The following is a 24,533-nucleotide window of genomic DNA, read 5'->3' as shown; positions in this document are numbered from 1 at the left end:
TTGTTGTATTCATCATCTTCTGGCGTAAAGATGCGATCATAAAGAGAAGGAGCTCACGCTTACTGCATGTTGCCGGAACTTCATTCTATTTTGAACCTCCTCGAAGGTGGATTTTCGCAGATCAAGGTCCTCGTAATTGGGGACATCATGCTGGATCGTTACATCCACGGTGAAGTGGAACGTATCTCTCCGGAAGCGCCTGTTCCGGTGATTCGTCATGCCCAACGATATGAACGTGCTGGAGGAGCGGCCAATGTCGCCATGAACCTGGCAGGACTAGGCTGCCAGGCCGTTCTTGCAGGGTTTTGGGGAGCCGATACAGAACAAAATGAGTTGCAAACGATTCTGGAGCGAGCCGGCGTGGATACTGTCGGCGTTGTTACTGGATCGCTTCCTACGATTTCCAAGACGCGCATTGTTGGAAGGATGCAACAGCTTTTGCGACTCGATATTGAGAGTCGTGATGTAACGCCCGTTGCAGAAATGGATCGGCTGATCGAGCGGTCGGTTTCGCTAGTGGACAAGGTTCATGCTGTCATCCTGTCGGACTATGCAAAGGGCGCTTTGTCGCGTCAGCTTTGCGAAGCTGTGATTCGAGCAGCTCAGAAGAAGGGAATTCCGGTATTGGCAGATCCAAAGACGCCGGATCTGAGCAAATACTCCGGAGCAACCTCCGTTTGTCCGAATCTTGGAGAGCTCTCGCTTGCAACTGGAATTCCTGCATACCAAACGGATGCATTGCTCGATGCAGGGCAAAAACAAGTGGAGGAGCACAGCCTTCAGTTTTTGACCGTCACAATGAGCGAGAAGGGAATCAGCCTTTTATGGCCGCAAAAACGGTATCACTCGCCTGCGCGAGCACGAGAGGTTTTTGATGTCTCTGGTGCGGGAGATACTGTCATCGCAACGCTCACAGCCTGCCTTGCCGCCGGCCTGAAAGCGTCAACAGCTGCGGACCTTGCCAATCTTGCCGCGGGAATTGTTGTTGGAAAGATGGGAACTGTACCGATCGCCCAGCATGAGCTGATCTCCGCTCTGACTCCAAGTACGAATCTGAGTGCGGGCGATAAGATTCTCGATCGTGAACGAATCCTAAAGCGCATAGCGGAATGGCGAGCCTCGGGGGAGACGATCGTTTTCACCAACGGCTGCTTTGACCTTGTTCATATTGGGCATATTACGTTGCTGGAGGATTGCCGTCGTTTCGGGAGCAAGCTGGTTCTCGGTCTTAACACAGACGCGTCCGTATGCCGATTGAAAGGGCCGACTCGTCCGATTGTTGGAGAGAAGGAGAGGGCCGGCGTTATGGCTGCGCTTGCAGCCGTGGACGCGGTGGTCTTGTTCGATGAAGATACTCCTCTCGAACTGATTCGGGATATTCGCCCCAATGTGCTGGTCAAAGGCGGCGACTACACTATCGAAACCGTTGTTGGCCACAAGGAAGTGATTGAGGCTGGAGGACGAGTGGAGATTGTGCCTACAGTCGAGGGATTTTCGACCACAAAGATCGTTCAAAAACTGGTCGCACTACAGGAGAAGGAAAAGTGATCATTGTCACCGGCGGGGCCGGATTCATTGGAAGCAACCTTGTCCAAGAGCTAAACCAGGCGGGTCACAGCGACATTCTGGTGGTCGACAATCTTGCCCCTGCGCCAAATCTAAGCGGTCCCAAATTTCTTAACCTTCACGGCGCAGAGTTTTCTGACTACATGGATAAGAAGGAGTTTCGAGACGCCGTAAAGAATGGCTTGATCGATGGTACGAAGGTTCAGGCGATCCTGCATCAAGGAGCCTGTTCGAACACGCTTGAAGATGATGGTCGCTACATGATGGACAACAACTTTACCTACTCCAAGGAGCTTCTTCACTTTGCTCTGGAGCATGGAATTCCGTTTGTTTATGCCTCTACGGCGGCAGTCTATGGCGCCAGTACAGACTTTACGGAGATCCCAGAGAACGAGCGTCCCTTGAATGTCTATGGTTATTCGAAGCTGGTCTTCGATAATTACGTCCGGCGCCTCATGCCTGAAATTAAGAGCACTGTAGTCGGTCTGCGCTATTTCAACGTTTATGGCCAACGAGAGCAGCACAAGGGCCGCATGGCGAGCGTGATGCATCACTTCACGAAGCAGCTCAAGGAGACTGACGTTATTCGGATGTTTGAAGGATCGGGTGGGTATGGAAATGGAGAGCAGCGTCGCGATTTTGTCTACGTTGGCGATCTGGCCCGGATCAATATGTTTTTTGCAGGATTGCTGGCTGATCAGAAGGGCCCTCAGGATGTACGGGCGATTGTGAATGCTGGGACTGGAGAGGCGCGCACGTTCAAGGCCGTTGCTGAAGCCTTAATGAGCGTTCATGGTCCGGGAAAGATCGAATACATTCCATTTCCTGGAGATCTCAAAAATCGGTATCAACACTTCACGCAGGCAGACGTTCAAGGGCTGCGGAAGGCGGGCTATGCTGAGCCCTTTACCTCTCTGGAAGATGGGGTAAAAAAGACATTTCCCAAGTAATGCCCAGAGAGTAATAGGGAAATGCGATGGCAAGAATTAAATCCAAGGATTGACACTTTAAAACGGAAAAATTAGCCAATTCTGCGTCCTGCGAAAGATGCGTTTTGCAGCTTTCCTTGGTATTCGTGTAGCGAAAATTGAAGATAGATGTAATGTTTTAAACAAACGAACAATGGGGTATTTTTTGATGAATTGTATTGACGAAAAGCTTCAACCCATCTTCTCCGAGGTCACTCGCCGCAATTGCGGCGAGCCAGAATTCCATCAGGCGGTGCACGAAGTTCTTGAGAGTCTAGGCCGCGTCGTCGCCAAGCACCCGCATTTTCTTGACCAGGCACTGATCGAGAGGATTTGCGAGCCAGAACGTCAGGTCATCTTCCGCGTTCCCTGGGTGGATGATTCCGGCAAGGTGCAGATCAATCGCGGATTTCGTGTACAGTTCAATTCGGCACTCGGCCCTTATAAAGGTGGGATGCGCTTTCATCCCTCGGTGAATGTCGGCATTATTAAATTTCTTGGTTTCGAACAGACCTTCAAAAACGCACTGACCGGAATGCCCATCGGCGGTGGCAAGGGAGGATCAGATTTCGACCCAAAGGGTAAGTCAGACGGCGAGATCATGCGTTTCTGCCAGTCGCTGATGACTGAACTGCACCGCCACCTCGGAGAATACACTGACGTTCCAGCCGGTGATATTGGCGTGGGTGGACGCGAGATCGGATATATGTTTGGGCAATACAAGCGCCTGACCAACCGCTACGAGGCGGGTGTTATCACAGGGAAGGCACTGGCCTATGGCGGATCACGCGCGCGCACTGAAGCGACAGGCTATGGCAATACTTACTTTGTACAGGCCATGTTGCAGACCAAGGGAACCGATTTTGAGGGTAAGAAGGTCGTTGTCTCGGGATCGGGCAATGTAGCGATCTATACGATTGAAAAGGTTCAGGCCTTTGGCGGGAAAGTCGTTGCCTGCTCCGACTCCAGCGGTTATGTCGTGGATGAGGGTGGTATCGACCTCGCGCTGTTGAAGGAGATCAAGGATGTGCGGCGTGAGCGCATCTCAGAATATGCAACGGTAAAGGGCGCGGGAGTGCACTTTATCTCTGCCGACAAGGGGTCGGTTTGGGATGTGCCTTGCGATGTCGCCATGCCTTCGGCCACGCAGAATGAGTTGTCAGGCAAGGATGCAGGCACATTGGTGAAGAACCGTGTGATTGCTGTTGGAGAAGGCGCCAATATGCCCTCGACCCCAGAAGCCATCCAGGTGTTCCAAGACGCGGGAGTGTTATTTGCTCCTGGCAAAGCTGCCAATGCGGGCGGTGTGGCCACTTCAGCCCTGGAGATGCAGCAGAATGCCAGCCGCGACAGCTGGACCTTCGAGCAGACAGAAGAGCGGCTTGCCGCGATTATGCGAAATATCCATGACACCTGCGCTGCTACCGCTGAGGAATATGGTGCTCCAGGCAATTACGTCCTGGGTGCTAACATCGCGGGTTTCGTCCGTGTGGCCGAGGCGATGCAAATGCTGGGTGTGATCTAATCACGGCTTCCGATCAAGGACCGGCGGTGTAGGCGAGAGCCTTCTTTGCCGGTCCCGGCGTCGTGATAGCTCAGTAGGCATCGGCGGAACGCCACTGCGATGTTTACTACGAGCCCTGCAAGCATTGGGCTGCAGTGCTTGTTCTTGCCACCGAGGACCTCGTTTTTGCCAGGACCTATAAATTTATTGTGGGGTTATTTTGGTGAGAGCGCTGGGGCTCGAACCCAGGACCAACGCCTTAAAAGGGCGATGCTCTACCAACTGAGCTACGCTCTCTCCTTATTAAAGTTAGCACATTTGACGGTGCAAATACCGACTGTGAGATGCCTTGTTGCTCTCAACGAGACTGAGTTGATGAGAGTCGCGGGGCCTGCTTGTTCGAGATGATGTTTGCAGCCTTCGAAGATTTTTCTGCCTGCAATTGGCATACTTTTACTGCTGAATTGATATAAGGACACGTCAGCCCAGTTGATGCACCTTTGGTAAGGACCACCCATTGCACCCCCATTGGACTCAATTCGGAGATTTTTTCTGCGTCATTTTGCTCGCTCAATCGTTCCTGAAGTTTCTGGCCGACCGTCCATTGGTCTGCCAGAGATGGGGTGATTGAAGCTTCGCCACCATCTTTTGAATAGTCCGGCAGCGCGCTTCTCTCGGCAATAGCTCGGAAGGATTGTGCATCTTCACCCGGTTTGGTTATATAGTCCGCATCCAAGGCGAATAAGGCGTCTTTGGGAGTATTGCTGCGTATCCATGTGAATGCCTGAGCCCATCCATTTTGTTGCTGCCCCTGGAAAAGCTCGATGTGGGCAGAAGCAGGAAAAGTTTGACGTTGGACAAAAAACATGATCGATGCGAATAAGGAAAACGCTGCTATCCAGAGGGTTCTTTTTTGCCGAAGATAAGTAGATAGCCATGCGCCGACGTACAAGGTCATTACGATATAAAGGGTCTGGAAGATGCGGAGAGGTTGCAGTCTGGCAATCAACAAAGATGGTGAATCTGGTCGAGCGAAAATAAGTGCGACCAGGATTGCTGCCAGGCCAGCAGTTACGCACATCCGCGCAAGAGTTTGTGCCGTCTCATTGAGTTTTTTCGATTTGAAACCGGCGAAGGCCAGAATTGCTAAAGGCCCTGCTAATCCAAGCCACTCATACCAATGCCACTGGTTCAGAAACCAGTAATAGCGGGTCATCGCTACCAGTCGGTAATTTGCAGTTTCCGGCTGCATAACTCTACTGAGAAGAGCCGCTGCCGCCACTGCCGCTACGCAGAAAGTTACTGTGGCAAGAAACCAGATGCTTTTTCTGCGCGATAACGATGATCCTAAAGCAAGGATGCAGCCGAAGCCATATATGGCCATGAGAGGATGCATGATTGCAGCGAGCAGTAACGTTGCTCCCATTGCGAGCAATGGGCGGATGTTGTGCTCGCCGTCTTCACTTCGCTGCATAAACAGATCCAGAGCGAAGACGATTGCCAGAAGTACGCAGGGTGTGGATATGCTTCGAGCTGTTACATAAGGATCCATCACCATCAAGGAAGTTCCGGCGACGGGAAGAGTTAACCATGTTGCGAACAGGGTGACTGCACCTACTCGCTGCCAGCCCTGAAAACAGCGATCGGCCAGGAGCCAGGCGGCCCAAAGCATGGTCCAGATACTCGCGAGATAGGCCAGTAGAACAATGACTTCAAGTTTGATTCCGGTAAACCGAACCAGCGAGGCAAGTGTTGGCCCAAAAACAGAAAAACGAAGATGGCCGAGCACAAATCCCGTTTCGTGAGGATACATGTCCGGCGTCAAAGATTTCTTTACGCCGGTTAGATATAAGCCGCCATCTTCTGCAAAAGGGTGGTAACCGTGAATGAAAAAGGCGAGCGCGGTTAGCGCGGTTATAAACCAGATGACATAACGGCGTTCCAGCCTTTGTCGCGATGGTTCAGCATGAGTGCCAACTTGGTTCAGATCGTGTTTTAAAAAGGAAACGACTGTGGTGGCCAAATTCTCGAATGCTCCTGATCGATAAGAAAATCAGTCTGAATCCTCTAGTGAATCACTGTCCATTGGTTCAATCTGCAGGATATTCAAAGAACGCACTGAAGACTAAGACGTGTTACTGGCCCATTTTGTCTACATCTATTGTGAAAAAGGCGGCGTTTACAATAAATAAACTGTATGTTGCGCTCTATCTTCCTTTTAGAAGGCGTATTTTTCTGTAGGCCCCGATGACCCAGACGCATTCTCGCAAATTCATCAAAACGGTTCCGGGCTTTCTTGTCAGTGCGTTTTTCCTTTGGTATACGTTTCGCCACGTTCATCCTTCGGAGTTCCGCTCTCTGAGCTTTGTTCATCCTCTCTGGGTTCTGGGCGTTATTGGCTTTACGCTGGCAGGTTACACGCTGCGCTGCGTACGCTGGACCCGCATGATGCGCTCTACAGGAGCTCGTTTTTCCACTTGCGCACGGGTTCTGATGACTTCGCTTGCTGCCAATAACATCATGCCGTTGCGCATCGGGGATATCATGCGGATATTTACCTATGCGTCGGATCTCGGAGCGGCCCCCTCTGCCATATTTAGCACTGTAATTTTGGAAAAGTTGCTAGATGTATTTGTTGTGGGGCTTATTTTTGTTGGCACGATGGGAGGGGATCTGCCCGTAAAGATTCGCCGCGGTGCAGATGTTGCTCTACTGGTTTCGACATTGGGGCTGCTTATTCTTATGTTCGGGGCTGGGAAACTTGAAGCGCCAGTCCGCAAATTCTTTGCCGCATTTCCTGAGAATAAGCTGGTCCACAAGGTGGAGCATTGGCTGCTCCTGGCGATCAGCATGCTCCGTCAGATGGGTATTGCGGGCAATATCGTTCTTCTTGTTCAGAGTGGCATCATATGGTTTTGCGAAGGAATGATCTTTGTTTCGGCGATAAACCTTATCGGACTTAAAATATCCCCGCTCGGGCCATGGGAGGCGGTTTCCTTCGCCAACCTCTCGTATATGTTGCCCAGTTCACCGGGAGCGATTGGCCCCTTTGAGTGGGCTGTTAAGAGTTCTTTGGTCAGCCATGGCGCTCCGCAAGGGGTATCTGCAGTTTTTGGTTTGGCAATACATGCCTGGATGCTGATCTCGGTAACAGGTGCTGGAGGCCTGATTTTCCTCATCCACAGGATACGTATGCATAACCATACGCCCTTACTCAACGAGATCGAGACTCTTCCCACAGAGTTACCGTAATTCCATTTTGCTTTCAGCTAGAACCACATCGCGCCGTTTTTCCATAGTCGCGTAAACTGAAGCAAAGCCAAATCCCTCGGTGAATTAAATATGTATCGTAAAGTTCAACAGTCTTTGCTGGCGCGTATTCAGGCTATTCTTGCTGAAAGATATCAGCTTACCTTTTCGCATCTTGCTGTTGAGCAGCCACCCTCCATTTCGATGGGAGAGTTAGCACTTCCGGTGGCTTTTGAGCTGGCCAAGCAGCTTCGCAAAGCGCCGCGAGCGATTGCCACGGAACTTGCAGCAGAATTGTCTTCTTCACTTCCCACAGGCGTAGCTTCGGTCGAAGTTGCCGGAGCTGGATATATCAACGTACGTTTCGACAGGGAAGCGGTTGCGCACGATATTGCCAGCGATCAGCACTCCGATATTGGAGGCCCAGGTTTTAGGCTCATTGAGCACACCAGTATCAATCCGAATAAGGCCGCTCATATCGGTCACCTTCGCAATGCGATCCTTGGAGATACTTTCCAGCGTTTACTTCGGAAAGACGACTATAAGAGTGGCTACGACGTCGGTGTACAAAATTACATCGACAATACGGGAGTACAGGTCGCTGATGTTGTTGTCGGTCTGACGCACCTGGAAGGGCGCGATCTTGCTTCTACGAAGCGGCTTCTGTCAGATTTAGACGCAAAAGGCGAGCGCATTGATTATTACTGCTGGGATCTCTATGCCAGCGTTTCGCAATGGTACTCGGCTGATCCGGACCAGGCTGCCGCCCGCAAACAAATACGCCTCGAGACACTCCATGCCATCGAGCATGGAGGAAATGAGACAGCCGCTGTCGCTGATCTGATCGCCACAGCAGTCTTGCGACGACATCTTGAGACGATGCAAAGGTTGTCGATCGAATATGACTTCCTTCCACGGGAAAGCGAGATTTTGCATCTTCATTTCTGGGATGCTGCTCGGCAATTGATGATTGAAAAAGGTGTTCTTTATCTCGAGACGGAAGGGAAGAACAAGGGGTGCTGGGTCATGCGCCGTGCCGGAACGGAGGAGGTCGAGGGAGAAGAAGGCCCAAATGAGGATGCTAAAGTCATCGTTCGATCTAATGGCACAGTTACCTATGTTGGCAAGGACATTGCGTACCATCTCTGGAAGTTTGGCCTTCTACCCGGAAAAGATTTTGGCTATCGAAAATTTTTGGAGTATCCCTCACATACCTGTTGGATCTCGACCGATGGTCCAAGCGACGCAGGTCACCCCATATTCGGGCATGCAGATGCAATTTACAACGTAATCGATTCTCGCCAGAATGATCCTCAAACGCAGGTTGTTCAGGCCCTGCGCGGCATGGGCTTTACCAAGGAGGCAGATCGCTATACCCATTTTTCTTACGAGATGGTTGCGCTTACTCCACGATGCGCGCTTGATTTGGGATATGCCGTCAGTGAAGAGGACCAGAAGAGAGCGTACATCGAAGTCAGCGGGCGGAAGGGGTTTGGAGTTAAAGCGGACGATCTCCTCGACCAATTAATAAGTGCAGCACAGACAGAGGTCGATGCCCGTCATCCAGATCTCTCCGATGCCGAGAGGGCGACGATCGCGCGCCAGATTGCGGTTGGCGCTTTGCGTTATTTTATGTTGCGTTATACCCGAAATACGGTGATCGCATTCGACTTCAAAGATGCACTTAGCTTCGAAGGAGAGACCGGCCCATATATTCAGTACGCCATCGTTCGGGCTGCGAATATCTTTCGCAAGGCAAACACAAACCCCGAGGCCACAATCGCTGGGTTTCAGCAATTCAATGCCAAGCCGTTTCTGGAAGGGGAAGAAGGGAATTCGATCTGGGAAACATGGCTGCTGGCTGCGAAACTATCCAGCGTCATTGAGCAGTGTCTCTCAACTTCAGAGCCTGCTTATCTGGCTCGCTATGCCTTCCAACTAGCACAGCAGTTCAATAACTTTTACCACCGCCATCACATCCTGAATGAAACAGATCCAGATCGCCGAGCACTCTATCTGGCGACCGCGGCAGTTGCACAACGCGAGATGATCCGCGCGTTAGGGTTCTTAGGGATTGAAGCTCCTGAGCGCATGTAACGTATGTAGCCAGTTTAGGTTGACCTCATTGGATACGAGAGTTATATTGATTAAGCGGGGTGGAGCAGCCCGGTAGCTCGTTGGGCTCATAACCCAAAGGTCGTAGGTTCAAATCCTACCCCCGCAACCAATCACAGGCCCCTGATCACTGGACAGGCCATTCCCTTAAGAAAATATGAGTTATCCGTTTGAGGCATCCGGCGGATTGAGTTAACGTGCAGGCTTGCTTTGTTCTCGACGGCAGGTGCTTTGGGGAGACCGCTGAATAGCAGCCAAAACCTGGATCGGATTTCAGCAGGTGTCAACTCGCGGCTCTCTTCTTTAACTCGCGCAGTTCAGTCTTCCGAGCTTTGAGATTCAGAAGCAACGCGTCAGAGTGCCTAACGGTAGCAATGATGTTTCTTTATGCCTTTTCGATTGCGTAACGGGTGGAGATCTTTTCGAAAAGTGACACAATCCAGAGCTACCGGTGAAGTTCTTTGTAGCATATCCCCCTTGTGCTCTGATCTATCGAAGGATTCTGTTGCGAAATATAACCGCTGTGCCTGAGCTCTAGTGGTCTTGTAACGGGCAAGCAGCCTTTCACAATGTTTCTCTTGGAAACATCAGCGCCTTTCTTTTAGATCATTTCGGGAGGAAGGAGGGAAGGGAAACTAACGGCGAGGAGAGATCGTTACGCCCATGCCATTCAACTTGCTACGAGCCTGCATGGCTTCAGGAGAGTTAGGAAAACGCTGGATCAAAGCGCGAAGCTCGCGGACGCCAGCTTCATTTTGTTTGAGCGCCAAGAGGGCTTGGCCTTTATGAAGATGTGCAACCGGAACCTTGTTGCTATCTGCATACTGTTCGATCACCCGGTCATACTCTTTGATGGCATCTTGATAGTGATTGGCGCGGTAGGCGATCTCGCCCCGATAAAATGAAGCATTTCCCGCTAAGGGATGATCAGGGTAGAACTTCACAACGTCTGAGAATTCAGAGGAGGCGAGCTGATACTTCGCCCCCATGTAATCTCCAAGAGCAGTCTTGTAGAGATCGTCGACTGGCGGAGCTGCAGGCGCCGCCGGAGTAGTCGGAGGCGGAGTGACCTCCGACATTGGTGTTCCTGCTGACGGTTTGCCCTTCCGTGTAGGAGCGGCAACAGGAGGAGGAGTATTTGCAGCAGGCGGAACTGAATTATCCATGGGAGCGCCAGCCGGCGGCATATTTGCATTGATCGATTGTTGCTGGCTCTGGATATCCTGTGCCAGTTTCTCCAGGCGGCCAAGACGAGCCTTTACCTCATCCAGGGAGTCGTTGAGGGATTGGATCTGGCCGGAGACCTGGTCGATCTTACTTCCTTGGTTATCCTGACGAACCTGAAGCTGTTTCTGAAGTGTATCGATATTTTGCGACATGCGATTGACTGCATCGGCGCTTTGTTGGACCAGGTCCTTCATGACGCCCATGCGTTCGTCATTCGATTGCTGCAGGCGTGCAACGGCGTCCTGCAACTGTTGAACCTGGGTTTGAAGCTGCACGATCTCCTTGCTTACGGCAAATGCAGGAGAGGATGGAACGAGAAGCGATACCGCAAAGACCGTGCAAGCCAGGGAAGTGGAATGTCGGGAAATGAAATTAGAGATATTCATGACGGCTTCTGCCTTATACCTCCTCATTGTGTGAGGGATATTTATAGTTTAGCCCTCGCGTAGCCTGAATGCTGCGCGAGGGCCATTGAAATTGCCGGGTAGCTTTATGTTTAGCGATCAAGCGAGAACTGAGCACGACGATTCTGCTGCCAGCAGCTCTCATTTTGCTCTGTGCAGAACTGCTTTTCCTTGCCATAGCTGATGACGCGGATACGCGATCCGGAGACGCCAGCATTGACCAACGCAGTCTTGGCAGAGTTTGCGCGATTTTCACCGAGCGCGAGGTTGTACTCAGCCGAACCACGCTCGTCGCAGTAACCGCCGATCACGACCTTGATGGCTGGGTGCGCGTTCAGATAAGACGCAGCCGCTGGAATTGAGGCTTGCGCATCCGGACGAACATCGTAGCTGTCGTAATCAAAGAAGATGTCCTTCACATTCTGGTGAAAGGCAGCTTCAGATCCCATATCGCCTTCTCCTGAATTAGCCGAGGGAGCCTGCGGAACCCGAACCGTAACGCGAACATTCGCCTCGGTCGTACCTCCATCGCCCTTTGCCGTGAGATGGAAGTTGGTAGAGCTGGAAGGCGTCACCGTCTGGGTACCGTTCACAGGAACTTCGCCAATGCCATCGATGGTTACGGAGGTCGCGTTTTGTGTCCGCCAATTCAGCACAACCGACTGACCCACATCGATCGCTTCCGGATCAGCAGTCAGGGTGGCGGTTGGAGCGGGTGCAGAGCTCGGCATGGGTCCCAGTGAAGCTGGGTTGACCGGTTTTTCTTTCTTGTGGCATCCAGTCACTGCGCCTAAAGCGACAACGACCGCTGCTATAACCAGGGCTTTTCGAGAATGGGCGAATGATACGTTCATGAAGATTTCTCCTGCTCTTTCTTCTATCAATCAATACAACGAAGGTTCAGGTTATCTGTGAGATCTATAGTGAATCTCGCAGGGAACTGATTACTTCCAGCTCCAATTTGGCATATCAGCACCAGGACCAGTCAGGTTATGCCGCCCTGTGCCATCGACCAGCATGGAAACGATACGCGTGCTCGAGGCACGGCCGTCCGGGGAGTTCGCGAACACGATATGGCGACCATCTGGCGACCATGACGGAAAGTCGCAACGGCCGATATCATGCGTAACTTGGATCCAGCGCTTTGTGGAAATTTCCATGACATAGATATCTTGACCGCCCGGCGCGCCTGGCCCATATTTGCGGTTCCATGCGAATGCTAGGAACTGACCATTGGGAGACCAGGAGACGGAAGTTGCATAACCTCCATCGGTTAAACGCGTTACAGCGGATCCATCGACATCCATGATATAGAGTTGCGGCAATCCTGTGCGACCGCTGATCCAGGCAATTTGCGATCCTGTCTTCGGATTGAAGACAGGGGAGACGTCGGGACCACGGAAGCTGGTAATTCGCTTCATCCCGCCCCCGTTGGAATCTGTGAGGTAGATCTCCGGATCTCCCGTTCGAGAAGAGGAGAAGGCCAGTTGACGACCGTCAGGTGACCAGGCAGGTGAAAGATTGGTCCCCCCGAGGGAGGAGAAGTTAACCATCCGGTTCAACAGCAGAGAGTACATCCGGATCTGAAAACCATCCCGTCCCAGAGAAGAGAAGGCAATCCGACTATTGTCCGGCGAGACACGAGGAGAGATCGAGATCGTACCAAGATGGGTGATCTGGTGCTGGTTGGCTCCATCGTAGTCCATCGCCCAAATCTCTTTATTTCCGCCTGCAACCTTCACGTAGTAAATTTTGGTCTCTGCGATGCCGGGAATACCGCCGCCGAGGCGGAAGATAATCTCATCGGCAAACCGATGGGCGATCTGCCGAGCCATATCCTCAGAGGCTTCCTCGTTGTACTGCTTCGAGAGCACCTGGGGGAATTGTGTGTTCTTCGCATCAAAAAGATACCCATTCACCGTAATGCGTCCACCCGAGGTCCCAAAGGCTCCAAAGGTGACCATGGCGGCAGAAGTAGGCGGCGCAGCCCATTGTGCAAGGTTGATCTCTCCCGGGGCACCCGGTGAAGCCTGAGGCAACATGCTCTTGGAGACCATGTCGAAGATGCCGGCATTCGAGAGATCGTTAAAGAGGGTGGTATCGAAGGTCTGCTTTAATGGGCCTGCTTGAGGATCGGCTGAAACGGCCTTAAAGTCCGCGGCTGCAATTCGAATGTTGGAGACGCCACTGGAAGTTTCCGTCTTAAACCAGTCCTGCGCCATAGCGGGACTGGCTGTGGCGAAGAAAAGACATGCGGAGGCAGTAACAACAGGCCCGACGAAACGCAAAATTTTGAGCAGAGAACGAACGCGACGTTTTGTCATCTCTTTTATCGTAGACGCAAAGAGAGTGCAGAAGGTTATTTTCGGGGTGAGATTGCGAACCAATATTTGTACCGAAACGTGTTTTTATGGGCGACTGGAAGCCGATTGCGCGTTGATAGACCAGAGGATACCGCGACGAATGAGATTGTAGAGGATGGGATTGGCGTAATCCTCTTTGCGGTGCCCAAGGGCGAGATAGAACTCGCGGCTGCCGTCGAAGGTCTGAGTCCACGCAAGGGGGAGAGGATTGGGATAGGTATTGGGATCCGAGCGGCGCATCTTGTCGAGGCCTCGAAGTTTGGTGCGATCAGTGGTTAGGAGGGGATGAATGTCGGGACTCTGATGATCGGTGAAATAGCACTCGTCGGTCCAGGCGAAGTCGGCGTCCAGTCCTTTTGTGATCGGAGAGTCGGAATCGGTCACATGGACGGTGAAGGTCTGAAGGACGGGGTGCTCGACAAACTTGCCGCCAACGACCTGCCAATAGTAGGGCCAGGAGCGCTCGGAGCCTGATCCGGAATGAAGGGCGACGAAGCCGTGATGGGATTGGATGTAACGCCTGAAGGCGGCGCGCTGATCGTCGGTAGTGAAGGCTTCGTTGTTGCTATTGCTGAAGACGAGAGCGGCATATTGCTTGAGGTTGTCGTCGGTGAAGACATCAGGAGAATCAGAGGTATCGACAGTGAAGTGGCTTTCGGCTCCCATCCTGCGAATGGCTTCGACACTGGTTGCGATGTTGTCATGGACGTAGCCCTTGCCGTCGGGAGTGTAGTTGCGGGTATAGACAAGGATTCTGGGCTGTTGGCTGAGAAGAGGAGCGGCCAGAATAAGGGCGATGAGAAGAGGCGTGATTCTGGAGAAGAGGGGCACTGCAGCAGTGTAATCTTCTTGATGTTATGACGATGAACCGACGGAATCTTTTGAAGATGGCCACGGCCTCGACCATGTGTGGTGTGACGGCTCCGTTTCTCGCGATGGACCAGAGGGCCGAGGCGCAGGTGGAGAAAGCAACGCGCGGGATGCCGGCTCCGAAGATTAAGGACATTCGTGTGATCGAGTGCGAGCCGGCGGGATCTCGGTTGACCGTCGTGAAGATTACGACGGATCAGGATGGCCTCTACGGTTACGGTTGCGGGACATTTACGCAGAGAGCGGACCTGGTGAAGCCGGCGGTCGATCGGTATCTGAAACCGTTGTTGATGGGAAAGACAACCGACCGAATCGAGGACATCTGGTGGACCTGCTACGACAGTTCGTACTGGAAAAATGGACCGGTACTGAACAATGCGATCAGCGGGATCGATGAGGCTCTGTGGGACATTAAGGGACGTCAGGCCGGGATGCCGGTGTACCAGCTTTTGGGAGGCAAGGTACGCGAGGCGGTGGACACATACGCACACGCCGATGGCGCGGATTTCAAGGATGTGGTGGCCTCGGCCAAGGGGTACATGGATCAGGGATTCCGTAATGTACGGGTACAGATCGGTGTGCCGGGGATGGCAGGGTACGGCTCAAGGAGTGGAAGCCAGACAACGTACAAGCCTTTGCACGACAAACCGTTCTTTGAACCGGCGATCTATATGCGGCGGGCGCTGAAGATGCTGGAGACATGCCGCACGGAGCTAGGCGAGGAAGTGAACCTGCTGCACGATGTTCACGAGCGACTCTCGCCGAACCAGGCGGTCCAGTTCTGCAAAGAGGCAGAAAAGTTCCATATGTTTTTCGTGGAGGACCCGCTGTCACCTGAAGATATCGCGTATTTCAAGCAAATCCGCGATAACTGCGCGACTCCGATTGCCATGGGAGAGCTATTCAACTCGCCACATGAGTGGCAGCCGTTGATCGAAGGAAGGCTGATCGACTATATCCGGTGCCATCTGTCGCAGATGGGAGGGCTGACCCCGGCCCGAAAAGTCGCAATTCTGGCAGAAACCTTTGGAGTGAAGACAGCATGGCATGGCCCGGGAGACGTTTCACCAGTGGGACACATGGCGCAGGTGACGCTGGACATTGTGAGTCCAAATTTCGGCATCCAGGAGTACACGCCATTCAATGATCGGACGAAGCAGATCTTCCACGGATGCCCGGAGATGAGAGATGGCTACTTCTGGGTAAACGAGACTCCGGGATGGGGGATCGAGATCGACGAGAAAGAAGCCGCGAAAGCTCCATTTACTCAAAGCAGAAATGGATTGAATGGAGGATGGGGCGAGATCAGACGCGCGGATGGAACGGTGATCAAGCAGTAGTGTCGATCAGGGCTGCGTGTAATGAAAGGTGTACTCGACGGTGATGTGATCTCCGGCAGGAAGCGGACCGAAGCTGTCGACGCGCTGTACAGCGCGAACAGCGGACTGATCGAGGGTTGGTGAGCCGCTCTGCGTTTCGATGCGGGGATTCGATGGCTGTCCCGTTCGGTTGATGTCGAAGACGACGACGACACTCTTGCCGAGTGAGGCCCGCGGGTCAGCTTCCCTGACAAACCAGTTCTGCGCGACGGTTCGATTCACAATGTTGACGTAGTAGGCGAAACGGGCGCCAAACGTGCGGTCCTGCACCATTGCTGAGGCCGTTCCGTTTTTAAGCTCAAGCGTCGACTGTGGAATGCGGATGCCCGCTGTCTCTCCCGTTGCCGCCTTATTCGGCTGCGGAGGAGTGGGTTGCGGGTGTTTTGGAGGCGCAGGAGTCGGCTTCTCCGCTACCTTGGGGGGCTTCGTTATCTTCTGCGGAATCGGAATAGCCTCAGGCATTGGAGGCGGTTCCGTCTTCTCCGGAGCAATCAAAGGTGCTGGACTGGGATTTTCCGATGTCAAAACACCCGTATCAAGTTCTCGTTGCTTTGGTGGCAGCGGAAGGGAAGCAACCATGGTGGCCTGAATCGCTCCGGCCGTCTCTGCATTTTCGCCCCAGTTATGGCCCCGATCGTGGAGCCAAGCTAATCCGGTAATCATGGCGGCTACCGTGACATGAAGAATAATCGAGCCGATAAATTTTCCGCGCAGGTTTTCCTCTGCGAACGATTCATCCGGATTCCAGCTCAGGTCTGCCATAATTCGTCGTGCTTATTTCTCGATAGGACGGGTAACAATGCTGATGTTGGTGATGCCTGCCTGCTTGACCGCATCCATTACAGACGCAAATGCGCCAAAGGGAACTCGCTCATCCGCGCGAAGGTAGATCACTCGTTTCGCTGGATCGCCATTGCCAGTGGTGCGCAATCTTGTAGGAAGCTCATTGACGTTCACCGGCTTGTCCTGCAGAAACACATTCTGGTCGCGATCAATCGTCACCACCATTCGATCTTCGGTGACCTGATTGACGGTGCGGGTCTTTGGAATCGCAACATCAATCCCCGACTGCAACACCGGCGCAGTGAGCATAAAGATGAGCAGAAGCACGAGGACGACATCCACCAGCGGAGTGATGTTGATCTCCGCAAGTGCAGTCTGCGTACGTCCTTTCGTATTGAAGGCCATGACTAAAAGCCTCTCCGGCGGGGCGGTTGCGGCTCCTCAACTGGCGCGTATGTCGGAGCAGATGCCTGCGGCGCTTGTCCTGGTGAAAGCATCGCTGCATTTTCAATCGCATTCAGCAGCTCCCGGCCAAAATCGTCCATGCGCGAACCGAACTCGCGGAGCCGTGCCGTCAGCTGGTTGTAACCAATAACAGCCGGAATCGCGACCACCAGACCCGCGGCGGTTGTAATCAGAGCTTCAGAGATGCCAGGAGCCACCGCCCGAAGTGTCGCTGCACCGGCCGTACCCAGACCATGAAAAGCATCGATGATTCCCCATACGGTTCCAAATAACCCGATAAAGGGAGCAATTGCCGCGATCGTCGCCAGCCAGGTCATGCGCGACTCCATCATCGTCAGGGCTTCGCTGGAGGCTGTTGCAGCAGCCCGTTCCAGCGCCACACCATTCCGCGGAAGTCCGCGCCCGCCATTCTGGCGTTGATATTCATCATGAATCTCGTTGAAGACCGAGACCAGAGGGCTGGGGCGGAACTGTTCCGCAACTGTGGCAACTTCGCTCAGCCGGCTCGATTTGCGAAAGGCGCGGAGAAACCGCTTGCTCTGTTTATCGGCCTTACCGAAGCTCGACCATTTCGAGAGCATGATCGTCCAGGAAAAGATGCTCGCCAGCAGCAGAAGAACCAGGACCGTAAAAGCGACCGGGCCGCTGTTGTGAATCATCTCCGCAAGAGCGGAAGAACTGGTCGAAGTGGGAGGAACGGCTGCGTCTTCCTGGAGGAAGTGAAGTGCGAGGGCTAAGGTCCAGACCATAGTTATTTTGTCCACCAACAGGTAGTGTAAATCGTTGGACGAAGCACTGGCGCAGCGGGGAGCATCTTCCGTGGTGCATCATCTTGATTCCTCAGTGTGTAAGCACAGGACTGCGGGTTTTGCTATGCTCGGCGTACATCCTTCCTTGAGGCCGAGAGGTATGCTGCTCGAATTGCGCGCAGAAAACTATGCTGTCATCGACCGGACGGTCGCCTCTTTCGGGCCAGGGCTCAACCTGATGACAGGAGAGACGGGTGCCGGAAAGTCGATTCTGATCGACGCTCTCCAGATGCTCCTCGGGGGCAAAGCTTCTTCTGATGTGGTTCGGCACGGAGAGGAGAAAGCAGTCCTTTCCTGTGTCTTCGAGATGACCCCAGGGGCCTTGTCGGTTCTCGAAGCAAATGGCATTGATCCGGAAACAGATGTGATTCTCATTCGCCGCGAAATTGCTGCAAACGGAAAGGGCAGGGTCTTCATCAACAATCAGCCCGCGACCGTCAGCGTGCTTCGCCAACTCGCTCCGGAACTGGCGCTAATACACACGCAAGGCGAAACCATGGGTGCCTTCGATCAGGCGCAACAGCGGATGTTGCTCGATCGTTTTGCGGAGATATCGACGGATGCTATTGCTGAGGCCCATGCCGCATGGCGAGAGACAACCACGAAGCTGGCAGAGCTGGAGGCCGACGAGCAGGATCGCCTGCGTATGGCCGACCTGTGGCGATTTCAGGCAAACGAGATTGAGCAAGCACAGCTCACCTCCGAGGACGAGGATGCCCAACTCGAAACCGAAAAAAGAGTGCTTGCGAACTCCGAGAAGCTATATACCGCAGCCATGAGCGTGCATGAACTGCTGTATGAGAGTGAAAGTTCGGCCGAAACTACACTTGGAGCCGCTCTAAAGCATGTGGAAGATCTTGCAAGGTTCGATTCTCGTTTTGTCGGCGCAGTGCAACAACTGACTGCGGCGAAAGCTACCGTCGAAGACATCAATGCAGAGGTTCGAGAGTTTGCTGAGAACGTGAATGCATCTCCTGGCCGATTGGAAGAGATCGAGGATCGACTAGCGGCGCTCGATCGACTCAAACGCAAATATGGCCAGACCCTCGCTGAAGTCATCTCTTTCGGAGCCGAATCGATGCGAAAGCTGTCAGAGGTCGAAAACCGGGATGCCGTTCTCACAAAGTTAAGATCGAAGCTGCAAAAAGACGCCGCGAATTATCAGGAAGCGGCAGTGAAGGTTACAGATCTCCGCAAAGAGGCGGCTAGCCGTTTACAGAAGCTGGCCGTTGTCCAGATCAATGATCTGGCTATGAACGCGCGCTTTGAGGTAGCGGTCAATCCTGAACAGGATCAGCCCTCGTGGACTTCCCATGGTTGGGACCGGATCGAATATAGAATTGCCACCAACCCGGGTGAGCCGCTCAAGCCGCTGGACGAAATCGCTTCTGGTGGCGAAATGTCCCGGGTCTTGTTGGCCCTGAAGGTCACGGTGGAGGAAGGGAAGCAGGGACCTGCACGCAAGAGAAAGAGCCTGCTTCCCCGAACGCTCGTCTTCGACGAGATTGACATCGGCATCGGCGGCCGAGCTGCGGAAGCGGTGGGGAAGAAGCTCAAGGCGCTCGCACGTGGGCAACAGGTGTTGTGCATTACGCATCTTCCACAAATTGCGGCATTTGCCGATCATCATTTCCTTATTGAGAAAGAAGAGAAGCGCGGAAGGACTCAAACCGGGATTCGCAAGATGGAAGAAACCGAACGTGCTCGCGAAATTGCCCGGATGCTCAGCGGGGAACATCTCACCGAAACCAGTCTGAAGCACGCCGAGCATCTGCTCCAAACCAGCCGATAAACCCTTCTCGTTCTTTATTCGCACATCCCTCTCCTCCGAAAGGGCATCCGAAGGTACCAATAAAGGTCCTTCGGAGGGATCTGGCTATGTCAAATACTCCCCAGAAATGTGCAAAGCAGGGTTGCAGCTGTATGGCTCAGCCGGGAAGCAAGTACTGCTCCTCCCAATGTGAAGATTCGCGGAAGTTTATGACTCTGAAATGTAATTGTGGGCATCCTGATTGCGCTGGTTGATATCCACGCAACAGACGGAAGGGTAATCGATTCAGAAAGATCACCTCAGAATCAGATGTGGTTCCATCTCAGCACCTTGCCCTTTAACGCGGTATACTTATCAGGTGACCACTACGACCCTCGACCCTGTTGTTGTAACCGAGAGCGGCCCTTCCACAACGACCAAACGTGTCCTCCTCCTCAAGCCCCGAGGCTTTTGTGCAGGAGTTGTGCGCGCGATCGATATCGTTCGAATCGCCCTAGAGACCTTTGGCGCTCCGATCTATGTTCGGAAGGAGATCGTACATAACAGCTACGTCGTTGATGATCTAGCGAAGAAGGGAGCGATCTTCGTTAACGAGCTGGATGAGGTGCCCGAGGGCGCCCGCGTGATCTATTCAGCACACGGCGTCTCTCCAGCCGTACGACAGCGCGCGAAAGATCGTAATCTGAAGGTTGTCGACGCCACCTGTCCGCTGGTTACGAAGGTGCACGTCGAGGCGATTAAATTCGCAAAGCAGGGTTACTCTCTGGTTCTGGTTGGCCACCGGGATCACGAGGAAGTGGAGGGAACCCAGGGCGAAGCTCCTGAAGTTACACAGGTGGTTTCCACCGTCGAAGAGGTCGAAGCGCTCGTCGTTCCCGACCCAAACAAAGTGGCTTATCTTACCCAGACGACGCTTTCACTGGATGAAGCCAAATACATGATCGATGCTCTGAAGAAGAAGTTCCCGAATATCGTCGGACCTCATGCTCAGGACATCTGCTATGCAACTGAAAACCGCCAGACGGCAGTGAAGAACGTCGCTCACGGGGCGGATGTTGTTCTCGTCGTTGGCTCGCGAAACAGTTCCAACTCCAACCGATTGGTAGAGGTTTCACAGAACCTAGGCACAAAGTCCTACCTGATCGATAAAGCTGAAGATATTCAGCCCTCCTGGCTGGAAGGAGTGAGCACGGTTGCAGTCACGGCCGGAGCTTCGGCTCCAGAAGTTCTGGTTCAGGAAGTCGTCAATTATCTCCAGGCGAGGGGATATAGCTCGGTCGAAGAGGTCGAGGTCATGCCCGAAAATGTTCGCTTTGGACTTCCGCCTGAGATCGTTCAGGCGATTGCATCCGCTCCACCGGCAGCGCAGTAAGGGATTGCAATCAATCGTTTCTCGCGCTTTTTGAGAGTCGTCGATGAGTAAAACTTCAGGGAACCCGCAAACTCCGACACAGCCCCGTTTTGGTCGATTGGATCTTGGGTTGGATCAGGTCGTCGATAGTATTCGGCGCTCTAAGGATTGGTTGTTGGATCAGCAGCATCCCGATGGATATTGGTGTGGCGAACTCGAAGCAGACGTCATGCTCGAAGCCGACTACATCTTCATGCACACGTTGCTGGGCACCGGGGATCCCGGCAAAATGCAGCGGGCCATGAACGAGATCCTCCGTCACCAGAATGAAGACGGTGGATGGAGTCTCTATCCCGGCGGCCCCTCCAATATCAACTATGGAGTCAAGTCGTACCTTGCGCTCAAATTAATGGGATGGTCGGCAGATCATCCTTTGATGGTCAAAGCGCGAGAATGGGTCCTCGCGCATGGCGGAGTAATTGAATGCAACACGTTCACGAAGATTTATCTGTGCGCGTTAGGCCAGTACGACTATGACGCGGTTCCCGCGATTCCGCCGGAGATCGTACTCTTTCCAAACTGGTTCTACTTCAACATCTACGAGATCTCTTCCTGGTCTCGTGGGATTCTCGTCCCGCTCTCCATCATCTACGCCAAAAAGCCTTTTAAAAAGCTCCCACCGGAACAGGGAATCGACGAGCTTTTTGTCGGAGGGCGTCAGAATGCCAATCTGCACCTGCGTTGGGATACGAAGACCCCCATCAGTTGGCGAAACTTCTTTCTCTTCTTCGATCGGTTAACGCACTGGTTTGAACGGGTCCATATCCGCCCTCTGCGCAAAGTTGCGATCCGAAAGGCCGAAAAATGGATGCTGGAGCGATTCGAGAAATCGGATGGCCTGGGCGCGATCTACCCCGCCATGCTGAACTCGATTGTGGCGCTCCGATATCTCGGTCGATCCTTTGATGATCCGCAGCTGATTCGCGCAATGGACGAGTTCGAAAAGCTAGGAATCGATTGCCCTGAAGGAACGCTGGACTATCCCACCCCAACCTTCCGGATGCAGCCCTGCTTCCCGCCGGTGTGGGATACAGCACAGGCGATGTATGCCCTAGGAGAGGCTGGCGTTGACAGGAATGATCCCCGAATGCTGAAGGCGGCCGATTGGATTCTCTCCAAAGAGGTTCGGACAAAAGGCGACTGGGCAGAGAAGGTTCGAAACGTTGAGCCCGGTGGATGGTACTTCGAGTTCAACAACGAGTTCTACCCGGATGTCGATGATACCGGTCAGGTTCTTCTTGCTCTGAATTGTGTCGATAATCCTCGAGAGCGTTATCAATACGAGGTTTGCCAGCGTGCCCTGAACTGGATCTGGGCCATGCAGTGCAAAAACGGCGGCTGGGCCAGCTTTGATAAAGACAATACAAAGATGATCTTCCAGTACATCCCATTTGCCGACCATAACGCCATGCTTGACCCGCCAACAGTGGATATCACGGGGCGAATGCTGGAGATGCTGGCGCAATATGGATTTACGCGCAAAGATCCCAGAGTTGAAAAGGCAATCCAGTTCATCCTGAAGGAACAGGAACCTGATGGAAGCTGGTTTGGCCGTTGGGGAGTGAACTACCTTTACGGTACTTTCCTCGTTCTCCGCGGTCTGGAGGCGATGGGAATCTGGAATCACGAGCCGGCCATCCAGCAAGCTGCTGAGTGGGTTCGTTCGGTCCAGAACGCCGACGGTGGATGGGGAGAGACTTGTGGAACCTATGATGATCCCAATCAGCGCGGGATCGGCCCCAGTACTCCTTCGCAGACAGCGTGGGCTCTTCTCGGACTGCTCGCTGCCGGAGACACACGTTCTGATTCAGTCGCCAAGGGAGTTCGCTGGCTGACAGAGCGCCAGCACGAAGATGGAAGCTGGGACGAGCTTGTGCCCGGAAGAAATGGGGAGAGCTATTACACCGGTACTGGATTCCCTCGAGTGTTTTATCTGGGATACCACCTGTATAAGCAGTACTTTCCTTTGCTGTCTCTAACGACATACCAACGCGCTATGGAGCGTGAAGCAGCCGAACAGGCTAGCTGAACTATAGATTTTTTGGGAGGAAACCCCGAATGGCAGTACCAGTTTCACAGGCATGGACGGTCGCAAGTTATGTACTGACGCAGAAGCTGAAGGGGCGTAAACGTTATCCCTTGGTGCTGATGCTGGAGCCGCTCTTTCGCTGCAACCTCGCCTGCGCAGGCTGTGGGAAGATTCAGTATCCGGCGCACATCCTTAAGGCAGAACTGACTCCCGAAGAGTGCTTCCGGGCAGTTGAAGAGTGCGGGGCCCCGATGGTTTCCATTCCCGGTGGTGAGCCTCTGTTGCATCCGAAGATGCCGGAGATCGTAGCCGGCTTGGTAGCGCGCAAAAAATATGTGTACATGTGCACTAATGCGCTCCTGCTGAAAGAGAAGCTGCACCTGTTCAAGCCATCGAAGTATCTCTCCTTCTCAGTGCACGTTGATGGAGAACGCGAACATCACGACTTCTCGGTATGCCGCGAAGGCGGATACGACCTCGCAATGGAAGGAATCCGTGCTGCTGTAGCCGCAGGCTTCCGTGTAACCACCAACACGACACTCTTTGATGGTGCTGATCCGAACAGCGTGCGTCGCCACTTCGATCAGTTGATGGCTGCCGGTGTCGAAAGCATGATGGTCTCCCCGGGATATACCTATGACAAGGCCCCAGACCAGAACCACTTCCTCGGCAAGGCAAAATCACGACGACTCTTCCGTGCGATTCTCTCGAACCGCAAGAAGTCGTGGGAGTTTAATACGCATCCCCTCTTCTCCGAGTTTCTAATGGGTAAGCGGAACTTTGAGTGCACACCGTGGGGCATGCCGACCTTCTCGATCTTCGGTTGGCAGAAGCCATGCTACCTGCTGCAGGACGGCTACGCCGATACCTTCCAGGAGCTGATGGAGACGACCAACTGGGAAAACTACGGCGCCAAGAGCGGCAATCCGCAGTGTGCCAACTGCATGGTTCATTCCGGTCACGAGGCTTCGGCAGTTGATTATGCCTTCAGTTCGCTCGGTGGATTTATCGAGACAGCGAAGAAGTTTATGCTCAAGCCGCTCTATCCGGATGCAGATGCGCAGAAGCTGTTGAATGAATGGAAACCCACTGCTCATACCAATCCGCTGGTACAGATTCAGGGCTCATCCAGCGACGAACTTCAGCCGGTTTCAGGAGATTAAGCACGATGGCAACAGAGCAACAAGAGCATCTCAAGATTGAGCAGCTGCGGCAACACAATGCCGATGAACTCGAAACCATCGCAGGTCGCGAAAAGGAGAACCTTGAAGGTTGGATTCCTGCCCTCGCGACCGATGCAGAGATTCGTGAGGCATTGGAAAAAGCCTTCGATTATCGTGGCGATGTCACGATAACCCGGAAGGATGGTTCGAAGGTAGAAGGTTATCTCTTTGATCGTCGTTCCGGAACTTCGCTCGAAGACTCGTCTGTTCGCGTTATTCCAATCAACGACCGTAACAAGATCAACATAAGCTACGCGGATATCGCTGCACTCGCCTTTACAGGGCGCGACAATGCAGCTGGAAAAACCTTTGAAGCCTGGGTAAAAAAATATTGGGAAAAGAAAGCTGCTGGCGAGAAAAACATTCAGATTGAGCCAGAAAAGCTGGACTAAATTCT

Annotated in this window: 19 protein-coding genes and 2 tRNA genes; 12 read left to right on the top strand and 9 right to left on the bottom strand. The window is 53.2% G+C overall.

Features of this window, described 5'->3' with window-relative positions:
* Positions 1-66 precede the first annotated feature (66 nt).
* The 3 genes from hldE to gdhA all read left to right on the top strand — a co-directional run bounded on the left by hldE (position 67) and on the right by gdhA (position 4,059).
* A complete protein-coding gene (hldE, locus tag H7846_RS10475) occupies positions 67-1,548 on the top strand; it encodes a bifunctional D-glycero-beta-D-manno-heptose-7-phosphate kinase/D-glycero-beta-D-manno-heptose 1-phosphate adenylyltransferase HldE (RefSeq protein ID WP_186691942.1) in 1,482 nt (493 codons plus the stop codon).
* Positions 1,545-2,516 (top strand): ADP-glyceromanno-heptose 6-epimerase, encoded by a 972-nt coding sequence (gene rfaD / locus H7846_RS10470; protein WP_186691940.1) that lies wholly within the window; start codon positions 1,545-1,547, stop codon positions 2,514-2,516. Before hldE ends, rfaD begins: the two co-directional genes overlap by 4 nt.
* A 187-nt stretch (positions 2,517-2,703) precedes the next feature.
* Positions 2,704-4,059, top strand: a complete 1,356-nt coding sequence (gene gdhA, locus H7846_RS10465) for an NADP-specific glutamate dehydrogenase (protein ID WP_186691938.1) — start codon at positions 2,704-2,706, stop codon at positions 4,057-4,059.
* Between the two features lie 200 nt (positions 4,060-4,259).
* Here the strand turns inward: gdhA and H7846_RS10460 are convergent.
* Both H7846_RS10460 and H7846_RS10455 read right to left on the bottom strand, forming a co-directional pair.
* Positions 4,260-4,335: transfer RNA gene (locus H7846_RS10460), tRNA-Lys, on the bottom strand.
* Between the two features lie 61 nt (positions 4,336-4,396).
* Positions 4,397-6,061 carry a hypothetical protein gene (locus H7846_RS10455; RefSeq protein ID WP_186691937.1) on the bottom strand — a complete coding sequence of 555 codons (1,665 nt, stop codon included), beginning with the start codon at positions 6,059-6,061 and terminating at the stop codon, positions 4,397-4,399.
* Positions 6,062-6,285: 224 nt separating this feature from the next.
* Between H7846_RS10455 and H7846_RS10450 the strand changes: the two genes are divergently transcribed.
* The 3 genes from H7846_RS10450 to H7846_RS10440 all read left to right on the top strand — a co-directional run bounded on the left by H7846_RS10450 (position 6,286) and on the right by H7846_RS10440 (position 9,514).
* Positions 6,286-7,290, top strand: coding sequence for a lysylphosphatidylglycerol synthase transmembrane domain-containing protein (locus H7846_RS10450; protein ID WP_186691935.1), 1,005 nt, complete (start codon positions 6,286-6,288; stop codon positions 7,288-7,290).
* Positions 7,291-7,380: 90 nt separating this feature from the next.
* Entirely contained in the window at positions 7,381-9,384 is a 2,004-nt protein-coding gene (locus H7846_RS10445; RefSeq protein ID WP_186691933.1) for an arginine--tRNA ligase, read from the top strand.
* A gap of 53 nt (positions 9,385-9,437) precedes the next feature.
* Positions 9,438-9,514 (top strand) — tRNA-Met (locus H7846_RS10440).
* A 523-nt stretch (positions 9,515-10,037) separates the two neighbouring features.
* Here the strand turns inward: H7846_RS10440 and H7846_RS10435 are convergent.
* The 4 genes from H7846_RS10435 to H7846_RS10420 form a co-directional block, all read right to left on the bottom strand.
* Positions 10,038-11,015 (bottom strand): tetratricopeptide repeat protein, encoded by a 978-nt coding sequence (locus H7846_RS10435; protein ID WP_186691931.1) that lies wholly within the window; start codon positions 11,013-11,015, stop codon positions 10,038-10,040.
* A gap of 110 nt (positions 11,016-11,125) precedes the next feature.
* Entirely contained in the window at positions 11,126-11,887 is a 762-nt protein-coding gene (pal, locus tag H7846_RS10430) for a peptidoglycan-associated lipoprotein Pal (protein ID WP_186691929.1), read from the bottom strand.
* A gap of 90 nt (positions 11,888-11,977) precedes the next feature.
* Positions 11,978-13,357, bottom strand: a complete 1,380-nt coding sequence (tolB, locus tag H7846_RS10425) for a Tol-Pal system beta propeller repeat protein TolB (protein WP_186691927.1) — start codon at positions 13,355-13,357, stop codon at positions 11,978-11,980.
* 84 nt (positions 13,358-13,441) lie between these two features.
* Positions 13,442-14,227, bottom strand: coding sequence for a ThuA domain-containing protein (locus H7846_RS10420; RefSeq protein ID WP_186691925.1), 786 nt, complete (start codon positions 14,225-14,227; stop codon positions 13,442-13,444).
* 32 nt (positions 14,228-14,259) lie between these two features.
* On the opposite strand from H7846_RS10420, the gene H7846_RS10415 reads away from it, so the two are divergent.
* On the top strand, positions 14,260-15,606 hold the full coding sequence (locus tag H7846_RS10415; protein ID WP_255460546.1) for an enolase C-terminal domain-like protein: 1,347 nt from the start codon (positions 14,260-14,262) through the stop codon (positions 15,604-15,606).
* A 6-nt stretch (positions 15,607-15,612) separates the two neighbouring features.
* Here H7846_RS10415 and H7846_RS10410 read toward each other — a convergent pair whose 3' ends face one another.
* The 3 genes from H7846_RS10410 to H7846_RS10400 are packed head-to-tail and all read right to left on the bottom strand — an operon-like array spanning position 15,613 to position 17,642.
* Complete coding sequence (locus H7846_RS10410) at positions 15,613-16,407, bottom strand: TonB family protein (protein ID WP_186691921.1); 795 nt, start codon at positions 16,405-16,407, stop codon at positions 15,613-15,615.
* Positions 16,408-16,419: 12 nt separating this feature from the next.
* Positions 16,420-16,833 carry an ExbD/TolR family protein gene (locus H7846_RS10405; protein WP_186691919.1) on the bottom strand — a complete coding sequence of 138 codons (414 nt, stop codon included), beginning with the start codon at positions 16,831-16,833 and terminating at the stop codon, positions 16,420-16,422.
* A gap of 2 nt (positions 16,834-16,835) precedes the next feature.
* A complete protein-coding gene (locus H7846_RS10400; RefSeq protein ID WP_186691917.1) occupies positions 16,836-17,642 on the bottom strand; it encodes a MotA/TolQ/ExbB proton channel family protein in 807 nt (268 codons plus the stop codon).
* Positions 17,643-17,802: 160 nt separating this feature from the next.
* On the opposite strand from H7846_RS10400, the gene recN reads away from it, so the two are divergent.
* The 5 genes from recN to H7846_RS10375 all read left to right on the top strand — a co-directional run bounded on the left by recN (position 17,803) and on the right by H7846_RS10375 (position 24,528).
* Positions 17,803-19,494: a DNA repair protein RecN gene (gene recN / locus H7846_RS10395; protein WP_186691916.1), complete on the top strand. Its 1,692-nt coding sequence runs from the start codon at positions 17,803-17,805 to the stop codon at positions 19,492-19,494.
* Between the two features lie 337 nt (positions 19,495-19,831).
* Positions 19,832-20,845, top strand: coding sequence for a 4-hydroxy-3-methylbut-2-enyl diphosphate reductase (locus tag H7846_RS10390; RefSeq protein WP_186691915.1), 1,014 nt, complete (start codon positions 19,832-19,834; stop codon positions 20,843-20,845).
* Between the two features lie 43 nt (positions 20,846-20,888).
* Positions 20,889-22,913 carry a squalene--hopene cyclase gene (gene shc, locus H7846_RS10385; protein ID WP_186691914.1) on the top strand — a complete coding sequence of 675 codons (2,025 nt, stop codon included), beginning with the start codon at positions 20,889-20,891 and terminating at the stop codon, positions 22,911-22,913.
* 29 nt (positions 22,914-22,942) lie between these two features.
* A complete protein-coding gene (hpnH, locus tag H7846_RS10380) occupies positions 22,943-24,076 on the top strand; it encodes an adenosyl-hopene transferase HpnH (RefSeq protein ID WP_186691913.1) in 1,134 nt (377 codons plus the stop codon).
* Positions 24,077-24,081: 5 nt separating this feature from the next.
* Positions 24,082-24,528, top strand: coding sequence for a hypothetical protein (locus tag H7846_RS10375; protein WP_186691912.1), 447 nt, complete (start codon positions 24,082-24,084; stop codon positions 24,526-24,528).
* Positions 24,529-24,533 lie beyond the last annotated feature (5 nt).

The sequence above is a fragment of the Edaphobacter sp. 4G125 genome, from assembly GCF_014274685.1.
GTDB lineage: Bacteria > Acidobacteriota > Terriglobia > Terriglobales > Acidobacteriaceae > Edaphobacter.
The sequence above is the reverse complement of the archived record's forward strand: the minus strand, read 5'-3'. Positions and strand labels throughout refer to the sequence as shown.